This window comes from Pseudarthrobacter sp. L1SW, from assembly GCF_020809045.1.
Classification (GTDB): domain Bacteria; phylum Actinomycetota; class Actinomycetes; order Actinomycetales; family Micrococcaceae; genus Arthrobacter.
Map to the genome: position 1 here is coordinate 227984 of NZ_CP078079.1, position 17870 is coordinate 245853.

Genomic DNA, 17870 nt, shown 5'->3' on the forward strand with positions numbered 1-17870 from the left:
GGTCATCCTTCCTTCGAGCCGTCCGGCGCCGTGCCTTCAGCGGCGCGCTTGTTGAGGTGGATCGGGATGTAAACGAGCAGGACCACCATCACTGCCATCAGCGCCCCGCCGGCGGTAAGACCGGCCGACCGGCCGGCTGCCACATCGAAGACCAGCGCAGCCGTCCCTGCGCTCAGCAGGGCGATTCCGGCAAGGGTTATTTTGGCGATGGTATCCCCGCTGGACACAAGCGTTTCCTTGAGCCGCTTCCGGAACAGCCTGCGGTGCACGCTCACGGGCAGGAGGATGAGCGCCGTGGTCAGCGCCGCGATCACCACGTTGGTCAGGTACAGGCCCACCTGGAAATCGTCGAGGTCCTCAAACCGCTGCTGGAAGGGGAGCGTCAGCAGGAAACCGGCAAGGATCTGCACGCCCATCTGCAACACCCGCAACTCCTGCAGCAGTTCTGCCCAGTTGCGGTCCAGTTGCTCCTCACGGGTCTCATTCCGGCCCGACCGGCCCGTGTAATCCTCAACCTCGGACATCGCCTCTCCTTCCCGTGCCAGCCCCCTTGTTCTCTTTCTACTCTTCCCGTACCCAGAAACAAGGCCGACGTTGCGCCTGCGCCAACATTTGATAAGTTTACTGATTATTCGCACCGAACGGTGGACTTTGCTCCTCCGGCCGGGATAGCTTCGAAGGACCGGTGCACGGCGGGGCTCTTCGAAAACCGACACAGTGAGCAGGCGGACTATGAGCGACACAGACAAGCAGGCAGACCAGCCAAAGGATCCCCGGGGCGGCTACCACTCAGGCCCGTTCCCGGAGCAGGAACAGAAGCAGCCCGGCCTGACGGCCCCGATGGAACCCAAGCCGGACCACGGGGAATTGAGCTACGAGGGGCACGGGAAACTGCAGGGCAAGGCGGCCCTCATCACGGGCGGTGATTCCGGAATCGGCAAGGCCGCCGCCATCGCTTTCGCCCGGGAGGGGGCCGATGTGGCCATCTCCTACCTCCCCGAAGAGGAGGAGGACGCGCAGGACACCGCGGACTGGATCCGCAAGGCCGGCCAGCGGGTCCTCCTGTTTGCCGGAGACGGCCGGGAAGAGGAATTCAGTACGCGCATTGCAGAGGAGACCCTGTCCGGGTTCGGGCGGCTGGACGTGCTGGTGCTCAACGCGGCCTACCAGAAGAACCGCGAGAGCCTGGAGTCCCTGCCCACCGAGGAGTTCGACCGCGTCTTCAAGACCAACCTCTACTCGCTGCTCTGGACCGCGCGGGCAGCCGTGCCGCACCTCAAACCAGGTGCCTCCATCATCACCACGGCATCAATCCAGGCCTTCAACCCGTCGCCCGGCCTGATTGACTACGCCATGACCAAGGCCGCGCAGGTGGCCTTCACCAAAGCGCTGGCGCAGGAGCTTGGTCCCAAGGGCATCCGCGTTAACGCAGTGGCCCCCGGCCCCATCTGGACTCCACTGATCCCGGCAACGGAATGGCCGGAAAAGCTCCCGAAGTTCGGGCAGGACACCCCGTTGGAGCGTGCTGGCCAGCCGGCAGAACTTGCCGCCGCGTATGTACTGCTGGCTTCCGAGGACGGCTCCTACATCTCGGGGGCAGTCCTTCCGGTGACCGGGGGCAAGGGGCTCTGAAGCCGGGCTCCACAAAAATGAACGGGACCCAGCAGGCCAGCTTCATCCGACCAGACAACAGGAGGAAACCATGACGCAGGAAAACCAGCATGCCCAGCCCGAAACGGACCCGGGCGGTTACGGCACCCCCACCGCTGAGCAGGAAATGGGCGGGGTCCAGGGCTCAGGAGGCGGCTCCGGCACCGGCACGGAAGCTTCGGGAGGCGTGGAAACCAACGAGCCCCAGTCGGACGCCAGCGGGGATCCGGTACCCCACGACGTCGACCTTCCCTCCAGCGCCGCTGAGATCGACGAGTCCAACGATGACTCCCAGGGCTCCGCTCCCGTCTCGTCCGAGTCAGGGCAGGAAGCTGCCGGAATTCCGGACGGCAGCGGCAACGACCTCCCCAAGGAGAAGTCGCCCAATGACGAGGGCGGCGAGAGCTTCGACGCCGGATAGGCGCCTTCCGGGGCCGTCCGCGCCGGACGTTCTGGAGCTTTGGGACAGTCACTGAACGGAGGCCTCCGCCCCTGTGGTTCCCCGGGAACCGCAGGGGCGGAGGCCTTCGGCGTGCCGGGCATAGATCCGGGCGATGTGGGTAAAGAACAGGGCGGACCCTATTCGCAATCCATGCCGAGTGCAGGCGCCAGGAGGTTGGCTGTGAGCAGGAAATCGTCAGAACAGTGGGCACGGCGCGTTGATGCGGAGGCAAGCGTGGAAGTGGACGTCCTGCTGCCCACGTGCAACCGCCCGGCTGAACTTGCCGTAACCCTCGCGGGACTTGCCGCGCAGGCCGAGCCCGCGTTCGCCGTCGTGATCAGTGACCAGTCAACCGGGACCCCCGGCTGGGAGCACCCTGCCGCTGCCGCCATGGTGCGTGTCCTGCAAGCCCAGGGCAGGCCCGTCACCCTCCTCCGCCACCTGCCGCGGCGGGGCCTGGCGGAGCACCGCCAGTTCCTGCTGGAACAGTCAACCGCTGAAAAGTGCCTTTTCCTTGACGACGACGTGTGGCTGGAGCCCGGGGCGCTGGACCGGCTCAGCTGCGCCCTGGACAAGCTTGAGTGCGGCTTCGTGGGGATGGCGCCGCAGGGCCTGTCCTACCTGGAGGACAGGAGGCCCGAACAGACAGCGGTGTTCGAGGCATGGGAAGGGCCCGTCACTGCCGAGCGCATCCGCCCCGGGGACCCGGGCTTCGAACGGTGGCCCCTCCACAGTGCCGCAAACCTCAGCCACATCAGCGCCGACCTGGCCCTCCAGCCGGGGCAGTGGGTGCCCTATCGGGTGGCCTGGCTGGGCGGCTGCGCACTGTACCGCCGCGACGCGCTCAGCGAAGCGGGCGGGTTCGCGTTCTGGGACAGCCTGCCGCCCGGCCACGCCGGGGAGGACGTGGTGGCCCAATGGCGCGTGATGGAACGGTTCGGGGGTGCCGGGATCCTGCCTTCCGGGGCCGTCCATCTGGAGTCACCCACCACGGTGACCGACCGGCAGGTGGAGGCATACGACGTCGTGCTCGGCCAGGAACAGGCAGGCTGACAGGGCCTGCCCCTCCCTTCAGCCGCACAGGGGACGTATTCTTAGAAATAGGTTTTGCAGTAGGCCGGAGCGCTTCAACCAAGGCGTGGATCATGGCCGCTGAACCCACAGGGCAGCTAGGCTGGGGACCCTTTCCAGTACCCCCGGAACAGGTGTTTGACAGCAAGGACGTCGAAACCTATCTCTGGGATGTCACCCGTGACTTCATGGCGGACATCAAGGGCGACCAGCGCGGCATAACCTGGGCAGCCACGCTTTTCCGCCTGGGCCAGGCCCGCACCGTTGCCGCCAGCACGGAGAAGGCGCGCGAGGCTGACCAGGAGCAGTGCTCCTTCGCCGACGGGCCTGTTATGGAGGCCATCCGCAGCGGCGAGTTTGTGCTGCTGTCAGATGTCAGCCGGGACCGGCGCTGGCCGGGATATGCGAGTGCGGCTGCCAGCCACGGCGTGCAGTCGCTCCTGTCCATGCCCATCGCGTCCGAGGGCGGGACAAGCGCCGCCATCAACCTGTATGCGGCGTTTCCCCACGCCTTCACCAGTGACGACCTTCTCCGCAGCCGGAACTACGCTCACCAGGTGGCGCGTGCACTGCGGGTAGTGGTGCGCGTGGCGGAACGGGCCGAAGCGACGGCGGGGATCGCCGTCGTGCAAAGCTCCCTGGTCCTGGTGGACCTGGCGGTGCGCAGCCTCATGGATGAGTACGGGCTCAGCCGGGAGGGGGCGCTTCGGTTCCTGCAGACCCAGGCCCTGCACCATGAGCTTGACCTGCGCGATGCCGCCCTGAACGTTGTTGCGCCCGGCTCCGCAAGGGAAAGCCCCACGGCAGGGGATTCAGGCAGGGAACCCACAGGGCTGAGGCAGGGAACGCCCGACGGCGTGGCGGACTTCCGCCTGCTGCCCCCTGCCGAGCTGGACCAGCAGGCGGAAGCACCGCGCGGCAAGGCCGGACCGCGCAAGAAGTCATCGCACCCAGAAGGGAGGACGGCATGACCGCGCAGAAGCAGGAGCATCCGGCATGGGCTTCAGACGCCGGACATCATCCCTGGCACCGCTTTGTTGCACTCGGCGACTCGTTCACCGAGGGCGTCGGGGATCCCGAGCCGGGGAGCCAGGGCGGGCTGCGGGGCTGGGCCGACCGCGTGGCCGAGGAACTCAGTGTTGGCCAACCGGATTTTGCCTATGCCAACCTAGCGATCCGGGGCCTGCGGCTGCAGGAGATCCTCGACCAGCAGGTGGGCCCGGCGCTGGCAGCCAAGCCTGACCTGGTTACGCTGTCCGCCGGCGGGAACGACATCGTGTTCCGCCGCAGCGACCCGGACAAGTTGGCCGAAAAGATCGATGCCGGCGTGGAGCAGCTCGCCCGATCCGGGGCCACCGTGGTCCTTTTTGCCGGCCCCGATTGGGGCGCTACCCCGGTCTTCGGCCAGATACGCGGCAAGGTGGCAATCTTCAACGAGAACCTGCACATAGTGGCCGCCCGGCATGACGCTGTCATCGTTGACCTGTGGTGCCTGCGCGACCTCACCAGGCCCGGAATGTGGGATCCTGACCGGCTGCATTTCTCTCCGCTGGGCCACCACACCATAGCCATAGGGGTGCTGCAGGCACTCGCCGTTCCCCATGGCCTTGAACCGTTGCAGCCCAAGGCGCTCCCGCCTCGCAGCTGGAAGGAATCCCGGGCGCAGGACCTCGCCTGGGCCCGTGAATACCTTGTTCCCTGGGCAATCCGCCAGGTCAGGCACCCGACGGTGGCCCCGCCCGCTCCCAAACGGCCCCGGCCCGGGCCGGTTGTTGGCCATGGGCATTCGGCTGTGGGCCATCCGGGGGCCCTGCCCGCCGAGCCCCTGTCCCTGAAGAAGGCTTAGCGCTTCTTCGGAGCCCGCTTGGCGGCAGCGTTCACGGCTGCCTTGACGGCAGGGGGAAGGCCAGCCTGTTCCGTCTCCGGCTCTGCCACCGTGCCCCGGGCTTTCGCGATGGCCTTCATGCCGTGGTAGATCACCAGGGCTGCCGCCGAACCCAGCGCGATGCCGGTGAACTTGAGGTCGCCGATGGTCCAGGTGTAGTCCGCGATGCCAATGATCAGGGCCACGGCGGCGGTGGTCAGGTTCACCGGGTTGGAGAAGTTCACCTTGTTCTGCACCCAGATCTTCACGCCCAGGATGCCGATCATGCCGTAGAGCATCGTGGCTGCTCCGCCCAGGACGCCCGGCGGGACGGTGGCGATCAGTTCGCCGAACTTGGGGGAGAAGCTCAGCAGGATGGCGAAGGTGCCCGCCACCCAGTACGCCGCCGTCGAGTACACCTTGGTGGCGGCCATGACGCCGATGTTCTCAGCGTAGGTGGTGGTGCCGGAACCGCCGCCGAAGCCGGCAAGGACGGTGGCGGCGCCGTCGGCCATCAGCGCACGCCCGGAGACGCCGTCGAGGTTCTGCCCCGTCATGGCCGCGACCGACTTCACGTGGCCGATGTTCTCCGCCACAAGTACCAGGACCACGGGCACGAACAGTCCGAGCACGCCGATGTGGAACTCGGGGGTCTGGAACTGCGGGAGGCCGATCCAGGCTGCGGCGTCCATCTTGTCGTAGCTCACCTCGCCGCGCAGCATGGCCACGAGATAGCCAACCACCACGCCCACCAGGATGCTCAGGCGGCCCAGGATCCCGCGGAAGAGGACGCTGACCAGGATGATGGTGGCCAGCGTGACCACGGCGGTGACGGGCGCGGCGTCGAAATTGTTTTTCGCCGCAGGGGCAAGGTTGAGCCCGATCAGGGCCACGATTGCGCCCGTGACGATGGGCGGCATCAGCCGGTTGATCCAGCCCGCGCCGAATTTCTGCACAATGGCGCCCACCAGGGCCAGGGCGGCGCCGGCCAGCACCACGCCGCCCAGTGCCCCGGGGACGCCGAACTGCTGCTGGGACGCCATGATGGGCGCGATGAAGGCGAAGCTTGAGCCAAGGTAGCTGGGAACCCGGCCCTTGGTGATCACCAGGAACAGCAGGGTGCCGATGCCGGAGAAGAACAGGGTGGTGGCAGGCGGCATGCCCGTGATGATGGGCACCAGGAACGTGGCTCCGAACATGGCCACCACGTGCTGCATGCCGACGCCAATGGTGAGCGGCCAGGCCAGCCGCTCATCGGGGGCCACCACATGGCCGGGCTTAATCGACTTGCCGGTGCCGTGCAGCTTCCATTTGATTCCGAGCATGCTCATGGGCGGAGGCCTTTCAAGGGGGATGCCGCGGAGGGCGGAGATTAACTGGGACAAGGATACCGCCAGCGCCGGCCCGCGGTCTGCTGTGGTGGACGTCACCTGCCGTCACGGGAAGAGGGCGGAACTGGTTGAAGTTGCAAGTATGGAAAGCAAATAAGGCCGGCCCCGGGAAGCGGGGAGGCGCAGCGAAAGGTAAGCCCATGACCATTGCCCACGAAGAAGCCGTTATCGATGCGGCCGCGGTAGACGCCATTTTCGCCCAGGCCCGCACTGCCAACTCCTTCACCGGAGAGGTGACCGAGGAGCAGGCGCAGGCCATCTACGAGCTGACCAAGTTCGGCCCCACAGCGTTCAACTCCCAGCCGCTGCGCGTGACCTACGTCCGTTCCGATGAGGCCCGCGCCAGGCTGGTGGAGGCCCTCATGCCGGGCAACCGCGCCAAGACCGCTTCCGCCCCGCTGGTGGCAATCCTCAGCTACGACACCGACTGGGCGGGCCAGTGGGACAACTTCCTCCCCGGCTACAACGCCCCCAAGGCCATGTACGATGCCAACCCCGAGCTCGCGGCCGCCACAGGCAACAACAACGCCCACCTGCAGGCCGGCTACTTCATCCTGGCCGTCAGGTCCCTCGGGTTCGCCGCGGGCCCCATGACCGGCGCGGACTTCGGCGCCATCGATGAGGCCTTCTTCCCGGCAGGCGACCAGAAGAGCTTCCTGGTGGTCAACATCGGCCAGCCGGCCGAGGACGCCTGGGGCGAAGCGAAGCCCAAGTTCGCCTACGAGGACGTCGTCCGCACCGTCTAACCCTGCCCGCGGCCCTCTCTCACTTAATGCGCCTTTTTTCCGGGCAGGTTCAAGGGGTCGTTGCAACACCTGAGTGATTGGGGTGTTGTTGTGGGTTTTGGTCGGCCTGAGCTGTTGCAGTCGGTGGTGCGGGTTTTCTGGGAGGCGCGGTCTTCTGGGGCATCTGATGAGGTGGCGGCGGCGGTGGCCGGTATGTCCCTGTCTGCGGCCAGGTTGATCGTCCGTCAGCATGGTGGGGTGGATCCTGCGAAGAAGCCCCCGTGCGCGCGGTTCCTGTCCTTCGATGAGCGCGAGTTGATCGCTGTGTGGCGGGCGGCCGGGTGCGGCGTGCGGGAGATCGGCCGGCGTTTGGGCCGGAACCCGTCCACTGTCAGCAGGGAGCTGGGCAGGAACATCCGGAACGGGGGCAACCGTCCGTACCTGGCGTCCTCGGCGCAGAACCGTGCGCAGAAGCTGGCGCGCAGGCCTAAGGCACGGAAGCTGGCTTTCAACGAGGCCCTGGCGCTTTACGTCGCCGGAATGCTGACGGCGCGGGAACGGTTGTCCCCGGAGCAGATCAGCGCCCGGCTACGGATTGATTTCCCCGATGATGAAAGCATGCGCATCAGCCCGGAGACTATCTATCAGTGCATCTACATCCAGGGCCGCGGCGGGCTGAGAGCCGAGCTCGCCGCTGCTCTGCGCACCGGCCGGGCCGTGCGCCAGCCAAACCGGCGCGCGGGCATGCGAAGGCCCCGGGTCCCGAAAGAGTTGCTGATCAGTGAACGCCCCGCGGAAGCCGATGACCGGGCAGTGCCCGGGCACTGGGAGGGCGATCTGATCATCGGTACCCCTGGCGCCGGGGCGATCGGAACCCTCGTGGAACGCAGCAGCCGTTTCGTGATGCTCCTGCACCTGCCTAACGGACATACCGGCGAGCAGGTGCTGGCCGCCATCGAGGCAACCCTTCCGACCCTGCCGGCCCAGCTGCGCCGGTCCCTGACCTGGGACCAAGGCGCTGAGATGGTCGGCATTCACGAACGCGTCAGGATTGCCACGGCGCCGAGGTCTACTTCTGCGATCCTCACTCACCCTGGCAACGCGGCACGAACGAGAACACCAACGGACTCCTGCGACAGTACTTCCCCAAAGGCATGGACCTCACCACCGTCACCCGCGCAGACCTCGACTACGCTGCCGCAGGACTCAACGGACGCCTACGCAAAACCCTCGGCTGGAAAACACCCGCACAAGCCCTCCAGCAAATACTGGAAGAATCAGCAGCATAGGACGTGTTGCAACGACCACTTGAATCCGCCCCTGACGCTCTCTCACGCCCTGAGAGAGCGTTGGCGCTTAAGCCGCGTTAAGTGAGAGAGCGTCGGAGGGGGTGGGAGACTGGGGCTATGCCGATGCGGAACCTTATCCTGGTGGCCTTTGTCGAGCCGGTGGCGGACGGGCTGGTTTTCCCCCGCAGCGAATGGCCGCTGCACATCACCCTGGTGAGGTTCGACGTCGGCAGTCCTGCAGGTGCCGACCCCGCCGAACGCCTCGCCGGGCTGGCTGAACCGCCAGTGCTGGCGGCCCTGGGTGCCGGGCTGACGGTGGGTGAGGACGCAGGTTTCGGCCGGAACGGCGCGGTCCCCGTGAACCTCATCCAGCCGCAGCCGGATCTCCAGGCCCTGCACGAGCAGCTGGTCGCCGCCGTCGGCGGCCTGGGCGGCACAATCCTCACGCCCGCCCACACCATGTCCGGCTACAGGCCCCACGTCTCACACCACGGCCACAAGCGGCTGGACCCGGGGGACGCCGTCGTGCTCGACCGGATCGCACTGGTGGACATGGCGCCGGACGGTGACCGAACCGTCCGGCGCATCCTGAAGCTGTGGACGCTGGCGGAAACCGGGAACAGCGCCTAGGCGATGACGCTGTCCACCAGGGCCTTGGCTTCCGCCTGGACCTGCTTGAGGTGCTCCTCGCCCTTGAAGGACTCGGCGTAGATCTTGTAGACGTCCTCGGTGCCGGAGGGGCGCGCGGCGAACCAGGCGTTCTCCGTGACCACCTTCAACCCCCCGATGGACGCGCCGTTGCCGGGCGCCTCGGTGAGCTTGGCGGTGATCTCCTCACCTGCCAGGGACGTCGCCGTGACATCCGCGGCGGAGAGCTTGCCCAGCTTCGCCTTCTGCTCCCGGCTGGCCGCGGCGTCAATGCGGGCGTACACGGGCGCGCCGAACTGGTCCGTCAGGCCCTTGTAGAGCTGCGAGGGGGACTTGCCCGTGACCGCGGTGATTTCCGAGGCGAGCAGGGCGAGCAGGATGCCGTCCTTGTCCGTGGTCCAGACGCTGCCGTCCTTTTTGTTGAAGGAGGCGCCGGCCGATTCCTCGCCGCCGAAAGCGCCCTCGCCGGACAGCAGGCCGGGCACGAACCACTTGAAGCCGACCGGAACCTCCACAAGCTTGCGGCCCAGGCTTTCCGCCACGCGGTCGATGATCGAGGAGGAAACCAGGGTCTTGCCCACCACGGAGGCCGGGTTCCAGCCGCTGCGGTTGCGGTAGAGGTAGTCGATGGCCACCGCCAGGTAATGGTTGGGGTTCATCAGGCCGGCATCCGGGGTGACGATGCCGTGCCGGTCGGCGTCGGCGTCATTTCCGGTGGCGACGTCGAAGGCGGAGCCGTTGCCGCCGTCGGACATCCGCTTGATCAGCGACGCCATCGCGGACGGCGAGGAGCAGTCCATCCGGATCTTCTCGTCCCAGTCCAGGGTCATGAACGCCCACTGCGGATCCACGGTGGGGTTCACCACGGTGAGGTTGAGCTGGTGCCGCTCGCCGATCTCGCCCCAGTAGTCGACTGAGGCGCCGCCCATGGGGTCGGCACCGATGCGCACGCCGGCCTCGCGGATGGCGTCCAGGTCAAGGACGGACGGGAGATCGTCCACGTAGCTGCTGAGGAAGTCGAATTTGCCGGTGGTGTCCGCAGACTGGGCTTCAGCCAGGGGAACGCGCTTCACGCCGCGGAGGTCATTCTCGAGCAGTTCGTTGGCACGGTTGGCGATCCACCCGGTGGCATCGGAATCGGCCGGGCCGCCGTGCGGAGGGTTGTACTTGAAGCCGCCGTCGGCCGGCGGGTTGTGGCTGGGGGTGACCACGATGCCGTCCGCCTGGGGGGCGCCGGCCGCGGCCTTCCGGTTGTAGGTGAGGATGGCGTGGCTCAGGGCGGGCGTCGGCGTGTAGCCGTGCCGGGCGTCCACGAGGACCTGGACGCCGTTGGCCGCCAGGACCTCAAGCGCGGAGTTCTGCGCCGGCTCGCTCAGGGCATGCGTGTCCTTGGCCAGGAACAGCGGGCCGGTGATGCCCTGCCCCGCCCGGTACTCCACAATGGCCTGGGTGATGGCAACGATGTGTTTCTCGTTGAAGGACGCCTTGAGGCTGGAGCCGCGGTGCCCCGAGGTTCCGAAGACCACGCGCTGCCCTGGATCACCCAGATCCGGCGAGATGTCGTAATACGCATCGAGGAGCGCAGTGATGTCAACAAGGTCCTGGGGTTGGGCAACTGTGCCCGCGCGGCTAGCCATGCCACCAGCATGCCAGACGGCGGCCGGAGTCAAAACGATCCGTCCGGAATGCGGCCCGTGTGTCCGGCCTGTGACGAAATTACGTCATCAACCGAGTAGTCAAACTGAGTACCGACCCCGGAAAGTACTTATATACCGCCGCCTGCGTGCCCTGTTACGTTCGAGAAAATCCGGAAAAACATCCGCAAGCAGGGCACGACGGCGGGCGGCCGCCGTCGTCCTTCCGGCAGGGAAGCAGGGACGCCATGGGGGCAGGGGACGGGGCAGCCGAGCAGTCCAGGCTGGCCGCGGAGAGGGTGGCCAGGCTCAAGCGCCGGCTCGACGAAGCGGAGCGCGCCACGAAGCCGTGGGACGCGGGCGCAGAGGGCACTACGGCAGTGGCCGAGAAGCTCAGTGAACTGGTGCCGCGGGGCTGGTATGTGCTGAATGATGTCTACTGGCCAGGCCGGCCAAAGGCCAGCCTGGACCATGTTTTGGTGGGGCCGGGCGGCGTGGTTGTGGTGGATTCCAAGAACTGGACGGGCGAGGTCCGCGTTGCCTCGGGCGTGCTGTGGCAGGGGCGCTACGCCCGGACCCAGGCGGTGGAGGGGGCCCTTGCCCAGTGTGCGGCCGTGACGTCCGTGGTTGCTCCGGCGCACCGGAGGCTGGTGCGCCCGTTGATCTGCATGGCTGCCCAGCCGGACCTCTTTGGGGTGACGAATTCTGACGTGGCAGTGGCCGGAACCGGGCGCGTGGTGGGGGCCATAGAAGCCCTGCCCCCGGTCCTGGACCCTCAGGCCGTGGCGGGACTCTACGAACACCTCGGCCAGGAGCTGACCCACGAACAGGAGCCCGGCATCACCGCGCTGCGGAGCGTACGGCCCGGAACCGTGGTCCCGCCCGCCGGAACCACAGTCCCGCCCGCCGAAGCGACAGGAAGTGACCCAACAGGTCCTGCAGGTGGTGTCCGGAGGGCTGGCTCGCCGCCCCGGCCGGTGGTCCGGGGAAACTCCTCCGGGACCACGCCGGCCGCGAACAGCAGCCCGGTCCCGCCACACACTCCGGCCCTGCATGGTTCCCCCCGGCATGGTTCGCCCCGACGCAGTCCGGCCCGGCACGGTTCGGCCCGTCGTGGTTCGGCCCTGCACGGTGCCGGCCCGACCTCGCGCCAGCACGGTGCTGCCGGCGGGGGACGGCTGGCCCTGCTGGCCGCTTTTGTGATTTTTGCCGTGTACGTCTTGCCCTACTGGGGACAATAGATCCCCCAACCGGCCGGGAGTAGGCTGGATCAAAATCCTAGGGGGAAACCATGTCCGACCAGCCAAGCCAGCGTCCCGAATCCGGGCAGCCGGAGTCCCCGGCGCCGCCCGGCTTTGAGCCGCCCCGATCCGCCGGGCCATCCGGCAGCGGGATGCCGTCGCAGCCGCAGCACGGGCAGTACGGGCAGGGCGGTGATGGGCAAAATTCTTATGGCCAGGGCGGCTACGGGCAGGGCGTCTATGCACCGGACGGTTCCGGGCAGGACACCTACGGCGAGCCGGGCCAGTACGGCACACCGTACGGTCAGCAGCCAGGCCCGTATGCGCAGCCTGCCAGCCCCTACGGCCAGCCTGCCAGCCCGTACGGCCAGCCTGCCAGCCCCTACGGCCAGCAGCCGTACTACTACGGTATGCAGGCGGAGCCGAAGACGCTGAGCATTGCCAGCATGGTGTGCGGCATCGCCTCGGTGATCATGGGCTGGATCCTGATTCCCCAGGTCGCCGCGATCATCACCGGACACCTGGCCCTCAAGCGGGAACCGGCCGGCAGGGGCATGTCCATCGCCGGCCTCGTCCTGGGGTACCTGTGCCTACTGGGCTACGGCGCACTCTGGCTGCTGGCCATCATCGGCCTGACCGTCGCCAGCACCAGCGGCGGTTCAACCTACTCATACTGAACCGCACGTCTTCTGACCCCCAAGTCCTCAGCCATGCTCAACAGCCTGAACCAGCCGCCCACGCCGCCCGGCGCTCCGGCGCACGTGCCGCCGTCGCCCGCCTAGGCCTTCATGCGACTAAGCGCTTGTGAGCCTAAAGCGCTGGGACTAGCCTGGCGGCGGCTGCGTCGGCGGGATGTTGTGGTTAAGGCGGAAGACGTTGTGGGGGTCGTACCGGTCCTTGAGGGCAACAAGCCGCTGGAACTTCTCCGGGCCGTACGCCGCGCGGGCAGCGTCCGCCTCCTTCAGCCCGACTTCGGCACCCAGGAAATTGACGTACTCGCCATGCTCGGCGAACGGCTGCATGAGTGCATAAGCCTTGCGGGCAAAGGCTGTCAGCCGGTCGTCCTCGGAACGGTCGCGCCAGAATCCGTACACGTTGAGCCAGTAGCGGGCGGACCGGTTGGGGAACGCCGTGGCGTCCTCCGGCACCCGACCGAACGCTCCCTCCATGTGGTGGATGTCGATGCCGGTTCCCTCCCAGGTCACCTCGGACGCGAAACCCAGCAGGACATCCACCGTCTCCTCGTCGAGGCGGGAAAAGGAGACGTTCTTCCAGTAGCCGCGCGAGCCCTTCGGAAAAACGCTGTCCATGGCGCTCTGCCAGTCCAGCCACGAGGCAGGGCCAACCTCCTGTTCGTCGGGCGGTGCCGCGGCCGTCAGTTGCCCAACGCGGTCGAGGCCGGCCTGGTGGTCCTCGCCAACCCACATGAACCCGAGGATCATCCACGGGTCCCCGCCCATCCCGAACTCGGGCGGGAAGACCAGGAACGAGACGATCGGGTTCATTTCCTCGGGCAGGGTGGGGGTCCAGGCGGCAAAGGCGAGCAGGGCGTTCCGCCAGTGTTTGCGCCGGTAGAACAGGTTTCCGCCCAAGGGAGCCGCCGGCAGGGGACGGGCGCGGAAGGTGAACGAGGAGGCAACGCCGAAGTTGCCGCCGCCGCCGCGCAGCCCCCAGAAGAGCTCCGGGTTCTCCTGGCCGCTCGCATGCAGGTGCTCTCCGGCGGCGGTCACGACGTCCACCGATTCCAGGTTGTCTAAGCTGAGGCCGCCGGTACGGGTCAGCCAGCCCACCCCGCCGCCGAGGGTAAGGCCCGCAACGCCTGTCCCGCTGATCACCCCCAGCGGAACGGCGAGGTTGTAGGGGGCAGTGGCCCGGTCCACGTCGGCAAGTGTTGCTCCCGGCTCAACCGTGACGAGCCGGGATCCAGCATCGACCTGGACGCGCTTCATCGGCCCGAGGTCCAGGACCAGTCCGCCGTCAACCGTTCCGTGACCGGCCACATTGTGGCCCCCGCCGCGGACCGCCAGGGCCAGGCCGGTCCGCTGGACAGCGTCCAGCACCACCTCGATGTCGGTCAGGGCCCCGGCGCGGACCACGGCCCGCGGCCGGAGGTCCACCATGCCGTTCCAAACAGCACGGGCATCGTCGTAGAGCGGATCCCCGGGCTCGATCAGGGATCCTGACAGCTTCCCGCGCAGCTCGTGCAGTGCCTGTTGCAACTCCCTGGCGTTGTCATGAACTGTGGACATCGTCCGTGCTCTTCCGCTTAAGGGCTGAACCCTAGGGGATAAGGAAGATGTGGGAGGCGTTGGCCGCCTTCCACGAGGAACTGCCGGCACATCGAGCCGGAAGCCTCACGCGATGTCCAGAGTGTAAAACCGCCGCCGGGCGGGGTCAATACGCTCCCGTCAGCGGAGCAGCTCCACGTCCGACACCAGCTCGATGTGCGCAAGCATGGCTTCGGCGGCACCTTCGGCATCCTGCGCCCTGACAGCGTCGGCGATCTTGCGGTGGGAGGCAAGGGACTGCTCGGGCCGTCCGGGCTGGCCAAGGGATTCCATCCTGGTTTCAAGAATCATTTCCGCGATGAAGGCCATCAGCTGCGCCAGCACGGAGGAATGCGCTGCGGCCGTAATGGCCTGGTGGAAGAGCTCGTCACCGTGGGTTCCGCGGTCGCCGTCGCTGATTTCCTTCGCCATCACCTCAAGGGCGTCATCAATGGCAGCCAGGTCTTCGTCCGTGCGCCGGGCAGCGGCGAGGGCGGCAAGCTTCACTTCCAGCGTGCTTCGCGCTTCCACGATCTCCGGCAGCCTGCTGCGGTGCTCGCGCAGGCCCTTTATCACGGAGGCGACACTCGGCCGGCGCGCCAGGACGGCTCCGGTCCCGTGCTGCACGTCGATCACCCCCAGCACCTCGAGGGCCACGAGGGCCTGGGCGAGCGTGGCACGGGAAACGCCGAGGCGCTCGGCAAGGTCACGCTCCGCCGGCAGCAGGTCGCCGGGCCTCAGCTGGGCGGACTCGATGTAGGACAGGATCTGCTCCACGAGCTGTTCGTACAGCCGGGGGCGCGTGATTCGTTCCAGTCCCAGCCGTGATGCCTTCTCCACAAAGCCCTCGCTACGTCGTCGGTCCTTCCAGAATAGCGCCTCCTGCTATTGACATACAGACTGGGTGTCTAGGAGGCTAGTCCAGTGAGCCAGTAACTCACGTCACACTCCCATCCCCAATGGAGGACCAACGATGTCCGCTCCTGTTTTATCCATCCTCATCCTGGCGGCGATGTTCCTGCTCGCCACCGTCCTTCCCCTGAACATGGGCGCGCTGGCCTTCGTTGGCGCCTTCCTCCTGGGCAGCGTTGTCCTGGGGATTTCCACCAGTGACATCCTGGCCAACTTCCCCGGCGGTCTGTTCCTTACCATCGTCGGCGTCACGTACCTTTTCGCCATCGCCCAGAACAACGGCACCATCGACCTCCTGGTGAGGGGCGCCGTGCGGCTGGTGGGCAACCGCGTAGCCCTGATTCCCTGGGTCATGTTCGCCATCACGGCGCTGATTACCAGCGTCGGTGCCCTGTCCCCGGCCGCGGTCGCAATCATCGCCCCGATCGCGCTCAGCTTCGCCGGGAAGCACAAGATCAGCCCGCTGCTGATGGGCATGATGGTGATCCACGGCGCCCAGGCCGGCGGGTTCTCGCCGATCGCCGTCTACGGCGTTACGGTCAACGGACTGATTGCCAAGACTGAACTCGCCGCGAGCCCGATGGCTATCTTCCTGGCCAGCTTCATCTTCAACCTTGTCGTGGCAGCGGTCCTGTTCATCGTCCTCGGCGGCAGCAAACTCCTCTCCTCCAAGGCTGGCCGGATCGTTGAGCAGGCAGCCGAGAGCCGCATGAAGGTGAGCGTCGGCGCCCGCGCGGCCGGTGTCACCCTGCAGGGCTCCGGTTCGGACATTCCCCCTTCTGGCGTCTCGGCCAAGGGCACCACTGGTGGGTCCTCCGCAGCCGGTGAGGCCGGGGTCAGCTCCGCAGGTGCCCGCGCCACCGTGCCGCAGCTCGTGACCATCCTTGGTCTCATCTCCCTCGCCGTCATCTCCCTCGGATTCAAGGTCGACGTCGGCTTCGTTTCCATTACCATCGCCATCATCCTGGCGCTGGTGTCACCGGCCGCCCAGAAGGGCGCCGTCAACAAGATCAGCTGGTCCACCGTGCTGCTCATCTGCGGCATGCTGACCTTTGTTGGAGTCCTCGAAGAAGCCGGCACGATCAAGTTCGTCTCCGATGGCGTCGCCAACCTCGGCCTGCCCCTGCTGGCAGCGCTGCTGATCTGCTACATCGGCGGAATCGTTTCGGCGTTCGCATCGTCCACCGCAATCCTCGCGGCACTCATTCCGCTGGCGGTTCCGTTCCTTGCCGCCGGCGAAATCGGTGCCGTCGGAGTCATCGCGGCACTTGCGGTCTCCGCAACCATCGTGGATGTTTCGCCCTTCTCCACCAACGGCGCACTTGTGCTGGCCAATGCGCCCGACGGCGTGGACAAGGAACGCTTCTACAAGCAGATATTGACCTACAGCGGCATCGTCGTGGTCGCCGGACCCGCAATCGCCTGGCTCGTCATGGTCGTCCCGGGCTGGATGTAGCCGGTTGAACGCACCCCGGCAGCGCCGAACCGGCAGCCGCGAGATCAGCAAACGAAGGAAACCAGGCAATGAGCAGAACCGATAGTACGCAGGGGCCCCTGTCCGGCCACCTGATAGTGGACCTGAGCCGGGCTTTGGCTGGACCGCATGCCGGAATGATGCTGGCCGACCTGGGCGCCCGCGTCATCAAAGTGGAGAACCCCGGGACGGGGGACGATACGCGGGGTTGGGGTCCGCCCTTCGTGGGCCCCGCCGACGATCCGCAGTCCACCTACTTCATGTCCTGCAACCGCAACAAGGAATCCATCAGCCTGGACCTGAAGAGCGGAGACGGGCAGGCGGTGCTGCGGGGGCTGCTGGAGCGGGCCGACGTGGTGATCGAGAACTTCCGCCCCGGCGTCATGGACCGGCTGGGCTTCTCCACCGCTGCCATGCACGAACTAAACCCGCGCCTGGTGGTCCTCTCCATCACCGGCTTCGGCCATGACGGGCCGGAATCCCAGCGCAGCGGCTACGACCAGATCCTCCAGGGCGAGGCGGGGCTGATGTCCCTGACAGGCTCCGGACCGGACGATCCCCAGCGGGTCGGCGTCCCCATCGCGGACCTCCTCGCCGGCATGAACGGGGCATTCGGAGTGCTGGCGGCGCTGGTTGACCGGGACAAAAGCGGCCGCGGGCAGGTGGTGCGGACGTCTCTGCTGGCATCACTGATCGGGGTGCACGCCTTCCAGGGCACCCGCACCACGGTGGCAGGGGAAGTTCCGCAGGCGCAGGGCAACCACCATCCGTCCATCGCGCCCTATGGCCTCTTTGCCTGCAGGGACGGGAGCGTGCAGATCAGCGTCGGCAGCGAAAAACTGTGGGCCTCGTTCGCTGCGGCCTTCGGCCTGGATCCGGCGGCGCCGGGCTTTGCCAGCAACGCCGAAAGGGTGCGGAACCGCGCAGGGGTGATTGCCGCCGTCGAACGCGTCTTTGCCCGCTACGGGGCAGCAGAGCTGCTGCAGAAGCTGAACGACGCCGGGATCCCCGCCGGCAAGGTGCGCTCGCTTGACGAGGTGTACGCGTGGGAACAGGTTGCGTCCCAGGGGCTGGTGGTGGATGTGGAGCATCCGCTGCTCGGCAAGGTCAGCCTGCCCGGGCCGCCGCTGAGGTTCTTTGCTCCCGGCGACGCCTCGGAAACCACGGTCACCGAACACGACGCGCCGCCCTTGCTGGATGAGGACGGGCAGGCCATCCGCGAATGGCTGGGCCTGTGGGCCGTGGCCGCCGGGGCGAAATAG

The 17870-nt window shown here is 67.0% G+C and carries 16 protein-coding genes and 1 pseudogene; 12 read left to right on the forward strand and 5 right to left on the reverse strand.

Going from position 1 to position 17870, the window contains the following annotated elements:
* Positions 1-2: 2 nt before the first annotated feature.
* The gene (locus tag KTR40_RS01090; RefSeq protein ID WP_228405014.1) at positions 3-524 is read right to left on the reverse strand and encodes a DUF6328 family protein; all 522 of its coding nucleotides are present in this window, start codon (positions 522-524) and stop codon (positions 3-5) included.
* A 208-nt stretch (positions 525-732) separates the two neighbouring features.
* On the opposite strand from KTR40_RS01090, the gene KTR40_RS01095 reads away from it, so the two are divergent.
* The 5 genes from KTR40_RS01095 to KTR40_RS01115 all read left to right on the forward strand — a co-directional run bounded on the left by KTR40_RS01095 (position 733) and on the right by KTR40_RS01115 (position 5009).
* Complete coding sequence (locus tag KTR40_RS01095; protein WP_139027444.1) at positions 733-1632, forward strand: SDR family oxidoreductase; 900 nt, start codon at positions 733-735, stop codon at positions 1630-1632.
* Positions 1633-1702: 70 nt separating this feature from the next.
* Positions 1703-2071 (forward strand): hypothetical protein, encoded by a 369-nt coding sequence (locus tag KTR40_RS01100; RefSeq protein WP_228405015.1) that lies wholly within the window; start codon positions 1703-1705, stop codon positions 2069-2071.
* Between the two features lie 201 nt (positions 2072-2272).
* The gene (locus tag KTR40_RS01105; protein ID WP_228405016.1) at positions 2273-3145 is read left to right on the forward strand and encodes a glycosyltransferase family 2 protein; all 873 of its coding nucleotides are present in this window, start codon (positions 2273-2275) and stop codon (positions 3143-3145) included.
* A gap of 92 nt (positions 3146-3237) precedes the next feature.
* Entirely contained in the window at positions 3238-4134 is an 897-nt protein-coding gene (locus KTR40_RS01110; protein ID WP_228405017.1) for a GAF and ANTAR domain-containing protein, read from the forward strand.
* A complete protein-coding gene (locus KTR40_RS01115) occupies positions 4131-5009 on the forward strand; it encodes an SGNH/GDSL hydrolase family protein (protein ID WP_228405018.1) in 879 nt (292 codons plus the stop codon). Before KTR40_RS01110 ends, KTR40_RS01115 begins: the two co-directional genes overlap by 4 nt.
* On the opposite strand, the gene KTR40_RS01120 is transcribed toward KTR40_RS01115, so the two are convergent.
* Positions 5006-6358 (reverse strand): uracil-xanthine permease family protein, encoded by a 1353-nt coding sequence (locus KTR40_RS01120; RefSeq protein ID WP_228405019.1) that lies wholly within the window; start codon positions 6356-6358, stop codon positions 5006-5008. The two genes, KTR40_RS01115 and KTR40_RS01120, sit on opposite strands and share 4 nt — an antisense overlap.
* A gap of 200 nt (positions 6359-6558) precedes the next feature.
* On the opposite strand from KTR40_RS01120, the gene KTR40_RS01125 reads away from it, so the two are divergent.
* The 3 genes and pseudogenes from KTR40_RS01125 (at position 6559) to KTR40_RS01135 (ending at position 9062) form a co-directional block, all read left to right on the forward strand.
* Positions 6559-7164: a malonic semialdehyde reductase gene (locus KTR40_RS01125; RefSeq protein WP_228405020.1), complete on the forward strand. Its 606-nt coding sequence runs from the start codon at positions 6559-6561 to the stop codon at positions 7162-7164.
* Between the two features lie 60 nt (positions 7165-7224).
* Positions 7225-8432: pseudogene (locus KTR40_RS01130) on the forward strand (IS30 family transposase).
* Between the two features lie 123 nt (positions 8433-8555).
* Positions 8556-9062 (forward strand): 2'-5' RNA ligase family protein, encoded by a 507-nt coding sequence (locus KTR40_RS01135; RefSeq protein WP_228406212.1) that lies wholly within the window; start codon positions 8556-8558, stop codon positions 9060-9062.
* On the opposite strand, the gene pgm is transcribed toward KTR40_RS01135, so the two are convergent.
* Entirely contained in the window at positions 9059-10717 is a 1659-nt protein-coding gene (pgm, locus tag KTR40_RS01140) for a phosphoglucomutase (alpha-D-glucose-1,6-bisphosphate-dependent) (RefSeq protein ID WP_228405021.1), read from the reverse strand. The two genes, KTR40_RS01135 and pgm, sit on opposite strands and share 4 nt — an antisense overlap.
* Before the next feature lie 245 nt (positions 10718-10962).
* On the opposite strand from pgm, the gene KTR40_RS01145 reads away from it, so the two are divergent.
* Both KTR40_RS01145 and KTR40_RS01150 read left to right on the forward strand, forming a co-directional pair.
* Entirely contained in the window at positions 10963-11955 is a 993-nt protein-coding gene (locus KTR40_RS01145) for an NERD domain-containing protein (protein ID WP_228405022.1), read from the forward strand.
* 50 nt (positions 11956-12005) lie between these two features.
* Positions 12006-12632, forward strand: coding sequence for a DUF4190 domain-containing protein (locus KTR40_RS01150; RefSeq protein WP_228405023.1), 627 nt, complete (start codon positions 12006-12008; stop codon positions 12630-12632).
* A 147-nt stretch (positions 12633-12779) separates the two neighbouring features.
* Here the strand turns inward: KTR40_RS01150 and KTR40_RS01155 are convergent, their stop codons facing one another.
* Together KTR40_RS01155 and KTR40_RS01160 are read right to left on the reverse strand one after the other, a co-directional pair.
* Positions 12780-14204, reverse strand: a complete 1425-nt coding sequence (locus KTR40_RS01155) for an FAD-binding oxidoreductase (protein ID WP_228405024.1) — start codon at positions 14202-14204, stop codon at positions 12780-12782.
* Between the two features lie 159 nt (positions 14205-14363).
* Positions 14364-15062 (reverse strand): FadR/GntR family transcriptional regulator, encoded by a 699-nt coding sequence (locus KTR40_RS01160; protein ID WP_228405025.1) that lies wholly within the window; start codon positions 15060-15062, stop codon positions 14364-14366.
* 133 nt (positions 15063-15195) lie between these two features.
* Between KTR40_RS01160 and KTR40_RS01165 the strand changes: the two genes are divergently transcribed.
* Positions 15196-16590, forward strand: coding sequence for an SLC13 family permease (locus KTR40_RS01165; RefSeq protein WP_228405026.1), 1395 nt, complete (start codon positions 15196-15198; stop codon positions 16588-16590).
* Positions 16591-16658: 68 nt separating this feature from the next.
* Complete coding sequence (locus KTR40_RS01170) at positions 16659-17870, forward strand: CaiB/BaiF CoA-transferase family protein (protein WP_228405027.1); 1212 nt, start codon at positions 16659-16661, stop codon at positions 17868-17870.